Below are 16,174 nucleotides of genomic sequence, written 5' to 3' on the forward strand. Positions count from 1 at the left end.
GATCAGCTCCCTCGGTAGGTGGTGTAGGAGAACGGACTGAGCAGGAGGGGGATGTGGTAGTGCTGGCTCTCGTCGGCCACCGCGAAGGTCACGCTGACCTCCGGGAAGAACGTGGCGCGTCCCGCCGAGGCGAAGTACGCGCCGGTGTCGAACACCAACCGGTAGGTACCTGCCGGGAGGTTGCCCGCGCCGAAGTCGGCGATCCTGCCATCGGCGTTGGTCACCCCCGTGCCCAGCGGTTGCGCACCGTCCGGGCCGGGATGCTCCAGGCGCGCGGTCACCCCCTCGGCGGGGCTTCCGGTGCCGGTGTCGAGTACGTGCGTGCTGATCGTGCTCATGTGTCGAGAACCCTTTCCAGCCGCAGCAAGGCGATCTTGCGGAGCTCGTCGGCGACGACTCCACGTTCGGTCTCCTGATCGTTGTCCAACCGCGACTCCAAGGCCGACAGGACCTCCCCGGAGCCGAGACCGGTGGCGCAGATAAGGAACACGTGGCCGAACCGCTGCTCGTAGGCACGGTTGGCCTCGGTCAGCTTTCGGGCCGTGTCCTCGTCCCGCTCCACACCCGATTGCTCGGAGCGGGACCAAGCGGACTCGGTGTCCTCACCGCTGGCACGCTCCCCGATCCTGGGGTGCGCGGCCAGCGCCCGGTCCACCTCGGATTCAGTCAACCGCCGCGCCGCCTGGTCGGCACGCTGGAGCAATTCCTCCCTGCTGCGGTAAGGCCTGCCGTCGAGGACGGCACGGACCCAGGAAGGCACGTCACAACAGGCGTGGAGTACTGGGCTGAGTTCCTCCGACGGCGCATCGTTGAAGGCCACCAAACCTCCGGCCTCCGCCGGAGGTGATGAGGGCCGTGATGAGGGCATGGCAACCGCCTTTCCGATCGCGGGCACACGCATGACCTGCATTGATGCCGATTACCGAAAGCTTTGTTCCGGCTATCGGAAACAGTAGGTCGCCCCACTGCACGACGTCAACAGTTTGTTGAAAAAAAGTGTGACCCGCGACTCATGTGTCGCAGGTCATGATGCCTGAGCGGGCAGCACCATGCCCGCGCCCGTCAGGATCCGCTGGATCGCTCCCGGTTGAGGTAGTTGTAGACGGTGAACCTCGTGACCCCGATGGCCTCGGCGATCACCTCGACGGAGCGGCGCCACTCGAAGGCTCCCCGCTCTTCCAGCAGCCGCACGGCCCGCTGTTTCTCGCGCCGAGGCAGGTCCCGCAACGGGGCGCCCAACTCTCGCTCGACGTCGTTGATCAGTATGCTCAGGCCCGCGGCTCCGTCGGTGACGGGCAGCCGCACGTAGGCGACGGTACGGCCCTCCCAGCACAGCGGCACGTCCCCGCTGCGCGCCTCGCCGGTCGGCACGACCGTCCCGCGCACCGCGTCGACCAGCGGCCGCACCGCCTCGATCAGCGGATGCTCGGCCGGTTCCCCCGGCGGCGGGCTCTCAGCCATCCTGGCTCACCCGTTCGACGCGCACCGTCATCCGGGTGGCGCCGTGGGCCAGCGCGGCGTTCATCGCCTCGGCCAGTGCCGCAAGCACCTGGTCGGCGGCACCCGACACCGACGTGCCCAGCGGCCCGAACTCGCAGCGCAGCCCGGCATTCTCGACCGCGTCACGTGCCGCGAGGGCATGGGCGGGCGGCTCCGCACGCTCACCCTCGAACGGTTCGGTGGTGAACTCGGCATCCAGCTGCGTCATGTCGGCGACACTACCGCAGCCGCGACGGAATCCGGCGACGCGCGACCGGCTCAGCAGGAGCCGCGGGTCAGCAGCCTGCCCCGCGGCTCGTCCCCGGTCAGCCGCTCACCACGCAACCAGGTCTGGCGCACCACTCCCGCCAGGGCGCGCCCGTGGTAGGCGCTGATCGGGTGCCGGTGCTGGAGCCGCGCGGCGTCGACCACGAAGGCGTCGTCGGGCGCGAACACGCAGAAGTCCGCGTCGTAGCCGAGCGCGATATGCCCCTTACGCCGCATGCCCACCTGGGCAGCGGGCTGCTCGGCCATCCAGCGCACGACGTCCGTCAGCGCGAAGCCCCGCTGGCGTGCCTGCGTCCACACGGCGGGTAGCCCGAGCTGGATACTCGAGATCCCGCCCCAGGCGATACCGAAGTCGCCGACGTCGAACCGCTTGAGCTCGGGTGTGCACGGGGAGTGGTCGCTGACGATCGTGTCGATGATGCCGTCGGCCAGGCCACGCCACAACCGTTCCCGGTTGCCTGCCTCCCTGATCGGCGGGCAGCACTTGAACTGCGTGGCCCCGTCACCGATCTCCTCCGCCACGAAGTTCAGGTAGTGCGGGCAGGTCTCCACGGTCAACCGCACGCCGTCCCGCCGCGCCGAGGCGATCATCTCCAGCGCGTCTGAGGACGACAGGTGCAGGATGTGCACCCGCGCGCCGGTACGCCGCGCCAGCTCGATCACCTGAGCGATCGCCACGTTCTCCGCGCCACGAGGCCGGGAGCTCAGGAAGTCCCGGTACCGCTCACCGTGCGCCGTCGGAGCGGCCGCGACGGCGTCCGAATCCTCGGCGTGCACGATCAGCTGCGCACCGAAGCCCGCCAGCTCTCGCATCACCTCCTCCACCTCACCGGCGTGCAGCGGTGGGAACTCGTCGACCCCGGAATGCAGCAGGAAGCACTTGAATCCGAAAACCCCGGCATCGTGCAGCCCGCGTAGCTGCGTCAGGTTGCCCGGTACCGCGCCGCCCCAGAAGCCAACGTCGACGTATACCTTGCCGTCCGCCGTCTTACGTTTGACGTCGAGGGAAGCCGGGTCCACCGTCGGCGGGATGCTGTTGAGCGGCATGTCGACGAGCGTCGTGATGCCCCCTGCCGCGGCGGCCCGCGTCGCGGTCGCGAATCCCTCCCATTCGCCCCGGCCGGGATCGTTGACGTGCACGTGCGTGTCCACCAACCCGGGAAGGAGCACCTCCGAGCCGTCCAGCTCGACTCGCTGCTCGCCGTCCAGCTCCGCATCGATCGGCTCGATGGCCACGATCTCGCCGGCACGGACGCCGATGGTTCGCGGTACCTCACCCGCGGCCGTGATGACTCGCTCAGCCTTGATGACCAGATCCACCTGACATCCTCGACTTTCGCTAAATGAAATACCGATGCCGTTTTATGGAATCGATGGTGCTGCACCACGCCCCAGTCGTCAAGTCACCGCTTCACATGTTCGGCGGATGCGGGCAAGGCTGAATCCGTGTCGTGCCTACCAGGTACCCGAGTCCTGATTGGCGAGCCGACCGACCAGCTCGTCGGCGAACTCCTCGAAAGGGGTCGGCGTGATACTGGCCGGGCCGCGCCCTTCCAGCGACGTTACCCTTCCCTCGTTGAAGGCACGCACCATGTCGATATACAGGCGCGCCACGTCGGTTGAAGCGCCCTGCCGTATCAGCTCCTCGGCCATGTCCCGGTAGGGAACCTGCACATACCCGACCCCCTCGCGGCCGAGCCGCTCGGCAAGGATCCGCGTCGCCTCAGCGTAGCTGAGGTCACGCTGGCCGAGGATCTCCCGTACCGCGACGTCCTGCCAATCACGTTCGAGCAGAGCGCGCGCGGCCTCCGCGCCGATATCCCGCGTGCTCACCATCGGCAGCGGCACGTCCGGCGCCACGGCATCGTAGTGCGCGCCGTGCCGCTCGATCAGCTCGACGCTCTGATCGAAAGTCTCGTAGAACATCCCTGGCCGGAGCAGGAGCACGTTGCTCTCGCGCAACGACCGCAGCCGCTGTTCTTGCCGGTGCAGCCCCACAATGAGGCCGGTTCCCGACGGGCGGTCGGCACCGAGGGAGCTCAGCGCGACGAGGTAGGGTAGCCGCGCCTCGCGCGCTGCCGTCACGATCGCCTCGCCGATCCGGTCCATCTCCGCGTACGCGTCGCTCCAGGTCATCTCGAAAGGCAGCATCACGTACGCAGCCGTGGCACCCTGAAAGGTCCCTGCCAAGAAGCCGGCATCGCCAGCATCCCCGCACAGCGGCTCCGCACCGGCTGCTTCCAGCTCGGCCAGCTTCGATGCCGAGCGGCCGACGGCGCGCACCCGCACACCTGCGTCCAGCATCCTGCGAGTGACCTCCCCTCCGGTCCGCCCGGTCGCGCCCATGACGGTCATCGTCTCGTTGCTCATCGTGTCCCCTTCTCAGTTCGGCGTGGTCACCATCCACGATCAGCGACCAGGCACCTCTCAGGCCATGCCACCGCGTCTCGGGCTCGTGCCTGTTCGTCCAGACCGTGTAGACGTACGGCACCGGTCGGCGCAAGACTGGGCCCGTGCCATCACAACCGCCGTGGATGCCGAACGACCCACTCGGCGAAGCACTCCACCCGCTCCAGGTCTCCGGGGTCTTCTACTGCCATTCCGAGGCCACCGCTCCGTGGGGTGTGACGCTGCCACCGATGCCGGGCTGCCTGTGGTTCCACGTCGTGACCGCTGGGCGCGCGCTGATCGACCGGACCGGTGAACCCACCCGCGAGATACGTCCCGGGGAGCTCGTGCTCGTTCCCCACGGAGGCGGGCATGTACTGCGTAGCGAGTCCGCGACCACGACACCGGCAGTCGACACGCTCGACCACGAGTACATTGGCCAGAGTTACGCCATGCTCCGGCACGGCGGGGGCGGCGCGCCGGCCACGCTCATCTGCGGCGCGGTCCGCATCGACCATCCAGCGTGGTCGGAGTTGCTGGAGTTGCTTCCCTGCCTGCTCCACGTCATACCCGAACCGGGTCGGCTGCACAGTACGCTGGGGCTAATGGCGGCCGAGGCCCGTCAGCGCCGGCCTGGTGGGGAGACCGTGATCACGAGGCTGTGCGACATCCTCATCGTGCAGGCGTTGCGAACCTGGCTGGACACTGACCCCGGAACCAGCGCGGGGTGGCTTGCTGCGCTGCGCGACCCTCGGATCGGGACCGCGATCTCGCTCATTCACCGGCAGCCCGAAAAGGACTGGACGGTGGCCTCACTCGCTGCGGAGCTCGCCATGTCGCGGTCGGCCTTCGCCGCCCGGTTCACCGAGCTCGCCGGGCAGCCGGTAATGCACTACATCACGCGCAGGCGCATGCATCTCGCGCTGTCCCGGCTACGGGACGGTACGGCCACCGTGGCCGAGCTGGCTCACTCGCTCGGCTACCGCTCCGAATCCGCCTTCAGCCGCGCCTTCAAACGCGTCGTCGGCATACCGCCGGGCGTTGCCCGTACCACGAATCCCTCGGGGGGCGGCGACCCTCCACGCTGAGCCGCCCGCCGCGGCGACGGACCCACACCGTAGCACCGCCCGCCGTAGCACCGCCGGGATCGTGCCGGGACTGCGCTACTCGAGCAACGCATCGACGAACGCCCCCGGCTCGAACGGCGCGAGGTCGTCCGGCCCCTCCCCCAGACCGACCAGCTTGACCGGCACACCCAGCTCGCGCTGCACCTGGAAGACGATGCCGCCCTTGGCGGTGCCATCGAGTTTGGTCAGCACGATGCCGGTCACGTCCACGACCTCGGCGAACACCCGAGCCTGGGCTAGACCATTCTGCCCGGTGGTGGCATCCAGCACCAGCAGTACCTCGTCGACCTGGGCCTGCTTTTCCACTACCCGCTTGACCTTGCCCAGCTCGTCCATCAGGCCGGTCTTGGTGTGCAGCCTGCCAGCGGTGTCCACCAGCACGGCATCGACCCCGCTGCCACTGCCACGTTGCACGGCTTCGTAGGCCACCGAGGCCGGGTCGGCGCCTTCCGCGCCCCGCACGACCTCCGCACCCACCCGGCGCGACCACGTCTCCAACTGGTCGGCGGCGGCCGCGCGGAAGGTATCCGCCGCACCGAGCAGGACCTGGTGGTCCTGGGCGACCAGCACGCGTGCCAGCTTGCCCGTTGTCGTGGTCTTGCCGGTGCCGTTGACACCGGCCACCAGCACCACGGCTGGCCGCTTGGCGCCGTCCACCTCATGTGGCAGGGCGCGGACCGAGCGATCCAGCTCCGGATGCAGGGCGTCGACAAGGACCTCCCGAAGCACCGCCCTGGCCTGTTCGGCCGTACGCGCCCCGCGTGCGGACAGCTCGGCACGCAACCTCTCCACGATCTCGGTGGCGGTCGCGGCGCCGAGATCGGCGATCAACAACGTGTCCTCGACGTCCTCCCAGGAGTCCTCGTCGAGGTCGCCGGCACCGAGCAGGCCGAGCAGGCCCTCACCCAGCGCCGAGCGGGACCGTGCGAGCCTGCCTCGCAGCCGCTCGATCCGGCCCGCCGTGGGTGCGATCTCCTCGAGGTCCGGCTCCGCCTCAGGCGCCGCCTGCACGGGGGGAACCTCACGTGCTTCGTTGGTACCGGCGGTACCGGCAGTGGCGTCGGGCAACGTGACATCAACGATGCTCCTGCGCGGCGCGTCCCGCGGTACCGACGCATCGTCCCCGACTCCCGGCTCACCGTCCACCTCGGTGCGCTCGCCGACCGGGTGCGGCGGCGGGGTGGTATCGGTGCCCGCGTCCGGTCCGGCCTCGGCGGTCTCGGGCGCACCGCCGGTCGGCGTGCCCGCCTCGTTCGGGGCCGTGCCCGCACCACCGCGCGCCAACGCGACGCCGCCCCCAGCCCGGTAGGAGCCGGTGGTACCGCCCTTGCCGTCACCGGCGAGCCGCTGCCGCTCCGTCAGGCTGATCTTCCGCCGACGGGCCAGCACCAGCCCGGAAACCAGCGCCAGCGTCAGGACGACGACGCTGAGAACAATGATCCAGAACCAGAGATTGTTCGGCACGGTGCCATCCTCGCACCCGGCGACAGCTCAGCGTCGGGGGCGGGTGGTCGGTTGTGCCGTCCGTAACCGTCGCTGCCTATGCCGGCCCCGATGCCACGGGCAGGCCGGTCAGGACGAGATCGGTTCCGGTACCCCCGCACGCAGCCGCTGTGAGATCACCTGGGTGATCCCGTCGCCTGCCATGCTCACCCCATAGAGCGCGTCGGCGATCTCCATGGTCGGCTTCTGATGCGTGATCACGATGAGCTGCGAGCTCTCCTTGAGCTGCTCGAGCAGGTTCAGCAGGCGGCGCATGTTGGTCTCGTCCAGCGCGGCCTCCACCTCGTCGAGCACGTAGAACGGCGAAGGGCGCGCACGGAAGATCGCGATGAGCATCGCCACCGCCACCAGCGACTTCTCACCCCCCGAGAGCAGCGACAGCCGCTTGACCTTCTTGCCAGGTGGCCTTGCCTCCACATCGACACCGGTCGCCAGTGGGTCGTCCGGCTCGGTGAGGATCAGCCGTCCCTCGCCGCCGGGGAACAGCGCTGCGAACACGGTCTCGAACTCCCTGGCAACATCCTGGTAGGCGGTACTGAACAACTCCAGGATCTTCTCGTCCACCTCGGAGATCACCGACAGCAGATCCTTACGCGTGTTCTGTAGGTCCTCCAGCTGGGTGGACAGGAACTTGTACCGTTCCTCCAGCGCCGCGTACTCCTCAAGCGCCAGCGGGTTCACCTTGCCCAGCGAGGCCAGATCCTTCTCCGCTCGCTTGGCCCTGCGCTCCTGGGTGGCGCGGTCATAGGGCATCGGCTGCGGCTCGCTGACGTCCTCGCCTCGCTCGCGTGCCGCTTCGTACTCGGCCATCTCTTCGGCACCGGCCGGAACCGGCTGGTCGGGACCGTACTCGGCCACCAGCTCCTCCAGCCCGATCCCAAACTCCTCGACGATCTTGTTCTCCAGCTGTTCGAGGCGGGTGCGCTGCTCGGCACGCACCAGCTCGTCCCGGTGCACGGCATCGGTCAGCTTTTCCAGCTCCCCGGTCAACTGCCGCACCCTGGTACGGACCTGGGCGAGGGCATCCTCCCGCTGCTGCCTGGCGCGCTGGACGGCATCCCGTTCCTCGGCGGCACGCCGCAACGACACCTCGATGCGCTCGAGAGCGACCTCGCCCCCACTGACGACGGCCTCGGCCACACCGGCCGCTCGCTGCCGCTCGATACGTGCCTTCTCCGCGCGCTCGCGGGCTTGCCGTTCGGCCTCCGCGGCCTGCCGCAGTGACTCGGCGCGCCCCGCGACGCCCTCCACCCGTTCCTCGGCCGTGCGTAGTGTCAGGCGCGCGTCGACCTCAGCCTGGCGCATCTCGGACAGCGAGGCCGCTGCGTTGTCCCGCTCGGAGGTGTCGGGGTCCTCGTCGACGGGCTCGTCAGAGATCGCCCCGAGCCGCTCCTCCAGTTCCGCCAACTTCGCCAGCGCCTGCTCGCGGGACTCGTACACCTGGGCGCGCTGCTTGCGCAGCCGCTCCACATCAGCTTCCGCCGAGCGCGCCGCCTGCTCCAACCGCTCGATGCGCTCCGTGGTCCGCGCCTTGCGCACCTTGGACTCCGACTGCGCCTCCTTCGCCGCGGTGACGTCGCCCTCACGTGCACGCAGCTCGGCCCGTGCGCCGTCCAGCAGCGCCTGTGTCTCGCCCAGCCGCTGCTCGGCCTCTGCCAGCCGCTGTTGCGCGTCCTCGACGGCCGCCTGCACCTCGATGGCGCTCGCGCTGGCCGAGGCGCCGCCGAATGCGCAATCGGTGCCGAGGACGTCGCCCTGCATGGTGACGGCGCGTAGCTCGGGCCTGGCGTCGACCAACCGCCGGGCAGCGGCCAGGTCGTCGACCACGACGACCCTGTCGAGCAGCCGCTCGACGGCTCCCCGCACGGCCTCGGGCGGGGTGACGAGATCACTCGCCCAGCGCCCGCTCTCCGGCAACGGCGGCCGGGCGGTTGCCCCGGCCGCGCCGCTGCCATCCGTGCCACCAAGCAGCATCGCGGCGCGACCCGTTTCGTGGGTCTTGAGGTACTCGATGGCTGCGACGGCTTCCGCGGGGCCGCGCATCGCCACCGCTTCGGCGATCGGGCCGAGGGCCGCGGCCACCGCGACCTCGTACCCCTGCCGCACCTCCAGCTGTTCGGCCACCGCGCCGAGCAGGCCAGGAACCTCACCGTCGCCCGCGTGCAGCAACGCGGCGGAACCGTCCTTGCGATCCTGCCCCATCGACAGCGCATCCACCCGCGCCCTCTCCGAGGCGATGTCGCGCTCGGCGGCTCGCTCGGCGTCGGCCAGCTCGGCCACACGCGCGCTCGCGACGTCGCGGGCCTGCACCGCCTGCTCATACCGGCTGTCCAGGTCCGCGTCACCCTCGTCGGAGATGCCGCCTTCCGTCCTTGCCTGTTCCAATTCCTCCGCGGCCTGCTCGGCACGCTCGGCCGCCTCGTTGATCCCGTTAGTCAGCCGCTCGAGCTCCTCCTCGGTCGCGGCGTCCTTGCTGCGCAGCGCATCGACCTCGCCGCGGAGCTTGGCCACGCCCTCGCGCCGGTCGGCGATGGCGCGCACCGCGGCCATGTGACGCTCCTCGGCCTCGCGAGCCAGGCGCTCGGTCTGTTCCCGGCGTTCGATGGTGTCGGTCAGCACCTGGCGTGCCTGCTCGACCGCTTCGGTCAGCTCCTGTTCCTGCGCCGCGGCTTCCTCGGCCTCGGCAAGCAGCTCCTCCGGGTCGCGGTCGCCGACGTGTTCGTGAACCTCCGCGGACAGGTGTCGCTGCCGCTCCACCGCCAGGCGCACCGTGCCGCGCAACCGCTCAGCCAGCGACGAGAGCTTGTACCAGGTGTCCTGCGCTTCGGCGAGCTTCGGCGCGTCCGCGGCCAGCGACTCCTCTAGTTCGGTCTGCTCGGCGGTCGCCGCCTCCAGCGCCTGCTCGACTTCCCGCTTGCGTGCCCTGGCCGCTTGCTCGTCGGCTTCCTCCTTGGCAAGCGCCTCGCGCTGGCTCACCAGGTCGTCGGCGTGCAGCCGGAGCCGCGCATCGCGGAGCTCGGCCTGCACCGTCTGGGCCTTACGGGCTGCCTCCGCCTGCTTGCCCAGCGGTTTGAGCTGCTTACGCAGCTCGCTGGTGAGGTCGTTGAGCCGGTCGAGGTTGGCCTGCATCCCGTTGAGCTTGCGTTGCGCTTTCTCCTTGCGCTTGCGGTGCTTCAGGACACCGGCGGCCTCCTCGATGAACGCCCTGCGGTCCTCCGGCTTGGCGTGCAGGATCTCCGAGAGCTGCCCCTGGCCCACGATCACGTGCATCTCGCGCCCGATACCCGAATCCGAGAGCAGCTCCTGCACGTCCATCAACCGGCACGTGCTGCCGTTGATCTCGTACTCGCTGGCACCGTCGCGGAACATCCTTCGCGTGATCGACACTTCGGTGTACTCGATCGGCAACGCCCCGTCTGAGTTGTCGATCGTCAGCGTGACCTCGGCCCTGCCGAGGGGGGCGCGTCCCGAGGTGCCCGCGAAGATGACATCCTCCATCTTGCCGCCACGGAGATCCTTGGCACCCTGCGTTCCCATGACCCAGCGCAGCGCGTCCAGCACGTTGGACTTGCCCGAGCCATTCGGACCGACGACGCACGTGATACCGGGTTCGAAGCGCAACGTCGTGGCCGAGGCGAAGGACTTGAACCCCTTCAACGTCAGGCTCTTCAGATGCACGAAGCTTTCGTCCCTCTACTGATCGGCTGGCTTGGCGTGATTCGCGTGGTGACTCGGGCGGCATCCAGCAGCCATCGGGCACCCCGGATGCGTGCGCACCACCGACCGAGCGTACCGGCGTGACGTCCGATACCTGCGACGGCAGGCCGATTACCGTGCTAACGCTCCACGAACCCGCTGAGACCGCCCCGCGCTTCGGACCAGCGCTCGACGACCATCTCCACTCGACCGGGTGATCCTCCGGAACGCAGCGTCTCCAGTAGTTGCTCGCAGTGCTCGCGGGGCCCCTCGGCGACGACCTCGACGCGCCCGTCCGCCAGGTTGCTCGCGTGTCCGACCAGGCCGAGCTCCAGCGCCCGACTCCTCGTCCACCAGCGAAAACCCACGCCCTGCACGCGGCCGTGTACCCATGCGGTCAAACGGACCGTCCGGTTGCTCGCACTCACGTCCCCATCGTGCCCCATCACAATCAGCACTCATCGGACACATCGCGTACCAGCAAAACCCCCCGGATTGTGTGACGCCAATTCTGTAACACCACACAACGTGCACAAACCCGCACCCGGCGACGTACCGGTCGCGTCATCTGCCCCCTGACGAGTGATAGAGTGCGCCGGCATCCGGCCATGTTGTGGCGGTCGATCCCGTCCCGCGTCCGGCCGGCCGAACTCGAGCAGAACAGTCCGCGTAACGCGAGGAGCAGCTCATGCCGCCCAGCGGAGGGTCACACGACGAGTCGCGTGTCACGGTCTCCCCGGCCGACACCGTCACCACCGCGTCTCGCCGCCGCGGGTACCTCGCGCTCGCCGCCAGCGGCCTCCTCACGGCGACGGCCTTCGCCGGGATCGCCGACCTCACCACGACTCCCGGTCACCGCGCCGACGGGCCCGACGCGATCTACGAGTACGAGCGGGATCGCGACCCGTCGCAACGGGATCGCGAATTGGTGCAGGGTGAGGCCAGACCCGAGCGCAACAACGAATCGATCGGTGATGCCGCCGCCACCGACACGCTCACCCCGGAAAGTGGGCTGCCGAGCAGCTCGGTGCGCATCACCCGACCCGACGGCACCACCACCACGATCACCACCTCGCCGTTCGCGGGAGTCACCACGAGCGCCACGACCACCGATCCCGCACGGTCCGACAACCCGCCGACGACCACTCCCGAGACCACGACCGAGACCACGCCGGGGGGCGACAACGGTGACGGCGGTGACGGCGGTGACGGCGGCGGCGGCGACAACGGTGACGGCGGTGACGGCGACAACGGTGACGGCGGCGACGGCGACAACGAGGACGACGAAGACGACGAGGATGACGAAGACGACGAGGACGGCGGTGACGGCGGCGGCGGCGACAACGGTGACGGCGGTGACGGCGACAACGGTGACGGCGGCGACGGCGACAACGAGGACGACGAAGACGACGAGGATGACGAAGACGACGAGGACGGCGGTGACGGGGACCCGGACAGCACGTCGACCAGCTCCACCACCACGACGACGACAACCAGCGGCCAGGGTGAGTCCACGACCGAGGCAGGCTAGGCCGAGTCCCGGCAACGTCCACCGGCGAACCTCCTGCTCTGGGAGACGCCGATCGGTACCGCCTACGGCTTGGCGGGACCGTACCGTGGCCGCGGCTGGCAGCGCGGGCAGGAGTACGAAGACCGGTTGGTGAACGGCTCCCTGCGGATCGGGGCACCACACCGCGGGCACGGTTCGCCTTCCTTGCCGTACACCGCCAGCGAGCGGGAGAAGTACCCCGACTCGCCGTTGACGTTGACGTACAGCGCGTCGAAGGACGTTCCCCCCGCATCGAGCGCCTCGGCGAGCACCTCGGTCACCGCCGCGAACAGCGCCCGCCCCGCTTCCCGCGTCAACCCGCGCGTGCTGCGCGTGCCGTGCAGCCGGGCACGCCACAGTGCTTCGTCGGCGTAGATATTGCCGATCCCGGACACCAGCGACTGGTCCAGTAACCCGCGCTTCAACTCCGTACGCTTGGCGCGCAGCCCGCGCACGACCTCGTCGACGCGAAACGTCGGATCCACAGGATCCCGCGCGATGTGGGCGATCTCGACGGGCAGCCGTTCCTCCGCCACCTCACACAGCTCGGTGACCAGCATTCCGCCGAACGTTCGCTGATCCACGAAACGCAGCTCCCGGTGCGTGTCGGCGAAGCGAATGCGAGCCCGGAGGTGCCTCTCGTCGGGCGCGGCCGTAGGCTGCACCAGCAGCTGTCCGCTCATCCCCAGGTGGCCGAGCACCACGTCACCGGAACTCAGCTCGAACCACAAGTACTTCCCCCTGCGCCGCACCGCATCGATGCGATGACCGGCGACTCTGGCGCGGAAATCTGCTGCACCGGGAACGTGACGACGGATCGCTCTAGGGTGCAGGATCTCGACGTCGGTGACCGTCGCCCCGGCGACATGCTCGGCCAAGCCCGCTCGGATGGCCTCGACCTCGGGGAGCTCAGGCACGGCCGTCGGGTCGGTGTCCCTCGCCTGCGGCACTGTCCCCGGACCTGCCGCTCTGCCCGGCCTGCTCGGCGCGTTCGGCCGATAGCACGCGCCACGCTGTCTCGGCGGCCTTCTGCTCGGCCTCTTTCTTGGTCCCCCCGTCGCCGTGGCCGAGCTCACGCCCGGCGACGACCACGGTTGCGGTGAACACCTTCTGATGGTCGGGACCGGTGTCGGCCACGCGATACTCGGGAACCCCGAGGGCGGCGGCCGCGGTCAGCTCTTGAAGGCTCGTCTTCCAGTCCAGTCCCGCGCCCCGAAGCGGTGCTTCGGCGAGCAGATCGGCGAACAGCCGGTGCACCAGGCCGCGCGCGGCCTCGATGCCGTGCTGGAGGTACACCGCGCCGATCATCGCCTCCAGCGTGTCCGCCAGGATGCTCGCTTTGTCGCGCCCGCCGGTGAGCTCCTCGCCTTTACCGAGCAACACGTGCGCGCCGAGGCCACCCTCGCCGAGTCGACGGGCCACCCCCGCCAGCGCCTGCATGTTGACCACGCTGGCGCGCAGCTTCGCGAGCTGCCCTTCCGGCAGCTCGGGATGCTCCGAGTAAAGATGATCGGTAATCACCAGGCCGAGCACCGCGTCCCCGAGGAACTCGAGACGCTCATTCGGCATCAACCCACCGTTCTCGTAGGCATACGAGCGGTGGGTCAACGCCAACGTCAGCAGCTCCGGCTTGAGCTCAACGCCGAGCGCCTCGAGCAGGGGCGTGGGATCGGCCACGGGACCGATGTCCGACTGAGCTGCCATAAGCGCACCCGTACTCAGGCGGGCTCAACGACCTGACGACCCGCGTACTGGCCACAGTTCGGGCACGCCACCTGCGGCGGCTTGGGTTCCCGGCACGCGCGGTTGGCGCACGGGACCAGCTGCACCGGGCTCGCCTTCCACTGCGAGCGCCGGGTCCGCGTGTTCGACCGCGACTTCTTCCGCTTCGGGACGGCCACAGCTCACTCTCCTCAACGTCAATTATCGGTGCGGCGCGGGTCCGTTCCCGGCCGTCACCGCTCACCAGCTTGACTCACTCGTCTTCGCGAGGATTCTCACCAGGCGTCAGCTCGTCGAACCGCTCGACGAGGGCTGCCCACCGAGGATCAATACTCTCATGCTCGTGTCCGGCCTCGAGCTCGGCCCACTTGACACCGCAACCCGCACACAGACCCTGGCAATCCTCCGCGCACAACGGTACCAGCGGCAACGCGAGCACGACCGCGTCCCGCACCACCGGCTGCAGGTCGACACGGTCGTCGACGACGTGGCTGACCTCGTCCTCCTCGGTGGTTCGCTCGGTGGTCGAGTCCGGGTAGGCGAACAGCTCGGTGATGGTGACCTCGATGTTCTCCGTCAATGGCTCGAGGCAGCGGGCGCACTGCCCCTGGGCACGCACGTTGATGTCCCCGGTGGCGAGCACACCTTCGACCACCGACTCGAGTAGCAAGTCCAGCTGGTAGACGGCACCTTGGTGTACTTCGATGACCTCGGGAATACCGATGGTGTGCTCGGCGGCCACGCGCATCCGCACCGGCCTGCTCGCGCCGGGACTCCTGCCGAACTCCCTGGTGTCGATCACCCAGGCGCCATCGCCGGTCAGGACCGCGGGCGGACCACCGGAGGTGGTCCGCTGGGAGTGGCTGTCGTGATACTCGGTCATGGGATCGCTCGCAGAGTCGCAGGCAGGGTGGTCTACACCGGCAGGGGAAGGGCGCAACGGGCCGACCTCCCATGATAACGCGCGCCGTGGCGAGGGCGGTGCACCGGCGAGGAGGACCGCTACTCCGACGCTGTTACACGCCGTAATGCTGCCGCTGATGCTCGTAGGCCCCCCGCCCGTTGCCGATGCCGGACGCACGTAGGTGGTTCCTACCCTGATCGACGGTGCGCAGCGTCTGGGAGAGCAGGTCGGAGAACTCGGCGAGTTTGCCGTCCACGTACGCGTCGCAGTCCTCCCGCTGCCGGTCGGCCTCGGCGTTGGCCTCGTCGACGATACGTGCCGCCTCGTTGTGCGAAGCCTGCACCACCTCGGTCTGCGACACCAGACGCTGCTGCTCGGTGAGCCCTTCCTGGACGGACCGATCGTAGGCTTCCTTGCCCGCCTGCACCATCCGCTCGGATTCCGCCCTGGCGCGCTCGGTGAGGTTCTCGTACTCGTTGCGCCCGTCGGCGATGGTGCGGTCGGCCTCTGCGCGCGCGTCCGCCACGATCTTCTCCGCCTGCTCCCTCGCCTCGTTCACCAACCGTTCCGCCTCGGACCTGGCCTCGGAAACGGTGGAAGCGGCCTCGTTGTTAGCCGACTCGATCGTCTCGTCCGCCTGCTTGCGCGCGGAGTTCAGCACCTCGTCACGCTTGTCGAGCACGTCCTGCGCGTCGTCGACCTCCCGGGGCAGCGCATCGCGCACATCGTCCAGCAGCTCGAGGACGTCCCCGCGCGGGACCACGCAGCTCGATGTCATGGGCACGCCACGGGCTTCTTCCACGATCGTGACGAGTTCGTCGAGAGCCTCGAACACCCGGTACACGGCCACTCTCCCTTGCTCAGCTGCACTCACAGCACCTACCGCCAGCCTGGACACCGCCACTGCTCCGGCGGAGCACCACCCGACGTAGGGCAAGTCTGCCTCACCATAGCCGACACCCCGTGCAGGTAGCCCTTCACCGGGCGTGTCCCGGCACCCCTGAGGTCCCTGGGGTACCTTCGGCAGGCTGCGGCTACCCCAGCTCCGCGACGCGGTCCAGCAACCGCTGCTGGATGAGCTCCGGAACCAGGTGAGAGACGTCGCCGCCGTAGGTGGCGATCTCCTTGACGAGCGAGCTGGACAGGAAGCTGTACTCGGGGTTGGTCGAGATGAACAGCGTCTCAACGCCGGACAGGCGCTGGTTCATCTGCGACATCTGGAGCTCGTAGTCGAAGTCGCTGACCGCGCGCAGGCCTTTGGCGATCGCGGGGATGCCGTTGTCCCGGCAGTAGTCCACCAGCAAGCCGTGCCAGGAGTCCACCCGCACGTTGCCGTACTCGGCGGTCACCTCGCGCAGCATCGCCATACGCTCGTCGATGGAGAACAGGCCCTTCTTGCTCTTGTTGATCAATACGGCGACGACGACCTCGTCGAACAACCGCGAGCACCGTTCGATGATGTCGAGATGCCCGTTCGTCGCCGGATCGTAGGAGCCGGGACACACCACGCTGATCATG

Annotated in this window: 17 protein-coding genes; 2 read left to right on the top strand and 15 right to left on the bottom strand. The window is 68.9% G+C overall.

Features of this window, described 5'->3' with window-relative positions; translation table 11 throughout:
• Window positions 1–2: 2 nt before the first annotated feature.
• The 6 genes from uraH to F8178_RS10265 form a co-directional block, all read right to left on the bottom strand.
• Entirely contained in the window at window positions 3–338 is a 336-nt protein-coding gene (gene uraH / locus F8178_RS10240; RefSeq protein WP_317494481.1) for a hydroxyisourate hydrolase, read from the bottom strand.
• On the bottom strand, window positions 335–820 hold the full coding sequence (gene uraD / locus F8178_RS10245) for a 2-oxo-4-hydroxy-4-carboxy-5-ureidoimidazoline decarboxylase (protein WP_317494482.1): 486 nt from the start codon (window positions 818–820) through the stop codon (window positions 335–337). The genes uraH and uraD overlap by 4 nt, the downstream gene beginning before the upstream one ends.
• A gap of 242 nt (window positions 821–1,062) precedes the next feature.
• Window positions 1,063–1,461, bottom strand: coding sequence for a helix-turn-helix domain-containing protein (locus F8178_RS10250; protein ID WP_317494483.1), 399 nt, complete (start codon window positions 1,459–1,461; stop codon window positions 1,063–1,065).
• Window positions 1,454–1,708 carry a thiamine-binding protein gene (locus F8178_RS10255; protein ID WP_317494484.1) on the bottom strand — a complete coding sequence of 85 codons (255 nt, stop codon included), beginning with the start codon at window positions 1,706–1,708 and terminating at the stop codon, window positions 1,454–1,456. Before F8178_RS10255 ends, F8178_RS10250 begins: the two co-directional genes overlap by 8 nt.
• 50 nt (window positions 1,709–1,758) lie before the next feature.
• Complete coding sequence (allB, locus tag F8178_RS10260) at window positions 1,759–3,087, bottom strand: allantoinase AllB (RefSeq protein ID WP_317494485.1); 1,329 nt, start codon at window positions 3,085–3,087, stop codon at window positions 1,759–1,761.
• A gap of 135 nt (window positions 3,088–3,222) precedes the next feature.
• Entirely contained in the window at window positions 3,223–4,137 is a 915-nt protein-coding gene (locus F8178_RS10265) for an NAD(P)H-binding protein (protein ID WP_317494486.1), read from the bottom strand.
• 164 nt (window positions 4,138–4,301) lie between these two features.
• Here F8178_RS10265 and F8178_RS10270 point away from each other — a divergent pair, with 164 nt between their 5' ends.
• Window positions 4,302–5,243, top strand: coding sequence for an AraC family transcriptional regulator (locus F8178_RS10270; protein WP_317494487.1), 942 nt, complete (start codon window positions 4,302–4,304; stop codon window positions 5,241–5,243).
• A 75-nt stretch (window positions 5,244–5,318) separates the two neighbouring features.
• Here the strand turns inward: F8178_RS10270 and ftsY are convergent, their stop codons facing one another.
• The 3 genes from ftsY to F8178_RS10285 form a co-directional block, all read right to left on the bottom strand.
• On the bottom strand, window positions 5,319–6,746 hold the full coding sequence (gene ftsY / locus F8178_RS10275; RefSeq protein ID WP_317494488.1) for a signal recognition particle-docking protein FtsY: 1,428 nt from the start codon (window positions 6,744–6,746) through the stop codon (window positions 5,319–5,321).
• Window positions 6,747–6,854: 108 nt separating this feature from the next.
• Window positions 6,855–10,463: a chromosome segregation protein SMC gene (smc, locus tag F8178_RS10280; protein ID WP_317494489.1), complete on the bottom strand. Its 3,609-nt coding sequence runs from the start codon at window positions 10,461–10,463 to the stop codon at window positions 6,855–6,857.
• Window positions 10,464–10,621: 158 nt separating this feature from the next.
• Window positions 10,622–10,927: an acylphosphatase gene (locus F8178_RS10285; protein ID WP_396345292.1), complete on the bottom strand. Its 306-nt coding sequence runs from the start codon at window positions 10,925–10,927 to the stop codon at window positions 10,622–10,624.
• Between the two features lie 242 nt (window positions 10,928–11,169).
• Between F8178_RS10285 and F8178_RS10290 the strand changes: the two genes are divergently transcribed.
• Window positions 11,170–12,012: a hypothetical protein gene (locus F8178_RS10290; protein WP_317494491.1), complete on the top strand. Its 843-nt coding sequence runs from the start codon at window positions 11,170–11,172 to the stop codon at window positions 12,010–12,012.
• A gap of 62 nt (window positions 12,013–12,074) precedes the next feature.
• Here F8178_RS10290 and mutM read toward each other — a convergent pair whose 3' ends face one another.
• The 6 genes from mutM to coaD form a co-directional block, all read right to left on the bottom strand.
• A complete protein-coding gene (gene mutM / locus F8178_RS10295) occupies window positions 12,075–12,947 on the bottom strand; it encodes a bifunctional DNA-formamidopyrimidine glycosylase/DNA-(apurinic or apyrimidinic site) lyase (RefSeq protein WP_317494492.1) in 873 nt (290 codons plus the stop codon).
• Window positions 12,940–13,734, bottom strand: coding sequence for a ribonuclease III (rnc, locus tag F8178_RS10300; RefSeq protein WP_317494493.1), 795 nt, complete (start codon window positions 13,732–13,734; stop codon window positions 12,940–12,942). Before rnc ends, mutM begins: the two co-directional genes overlap by 8 nt.
• A 14-nt stretch (window positions 13,735–13,748) precedes the next feature.
• Window positions 13,749–13,931, bottom strand: a complete 183-nt coding sequence (gene rpmF / locus F8178_RS10305) for a 50S ribosomal protein L32 (RefSeq protein WP_317494494.1) — start codon at window positions 13,929–13,931, stop codon at window positions 13,749–13,751.
• Window positions 13,932–14,005: 74 nt separating this feature from the next.
• Window positions 14,006–14,635, bottom strand: a complete 630-nt coding sequence (locus F8178_RS10310; RefSeq protein ID WP_317494495.1) for a YceD family protein — start codon at window positions 14,633–14,635, stop codon at window positions 14,006–14,008.
• A gap of 133 nt (window positions 14,636–14,768) precedes the next feature.
• On the bottom strand, window positions 14,769–15,500 hold the full coding sequence (locus F8178_RS10315) for a DivIVA domain-containing protein (protein WP_317494590.1): 732 nt from the start codon (window positions 15,498–15,500) through the stop codon (window positions 14,769–14,771).
• Between the two features lie 190 nt (window positions 15,501–15,690).
• Window positions 15,691–16,173, bottom strand: a complete 483-nt coding sequence (coaD, locus tag F8178_RS10320) for a pantetheine-phosphate adenylyltransferase (protein ID WP_317494496.1) — start codon at window positions 16,171–16,173, stop codon at window positions 15,691–15,693.
• Window position 16,174: the final 1 nt, after the last annotated feature.

This window comes from Haloechinothrix sp. LS1_15, from assembly GCF_033042135.1.
In the GTDB taxonomy this organism is placed as follows: domain Bacteria; phylum Actinomycetota; class Actinomycetes; order Mycobacteriales; family Pseudonocardiaceae; genus Haloechinothrix.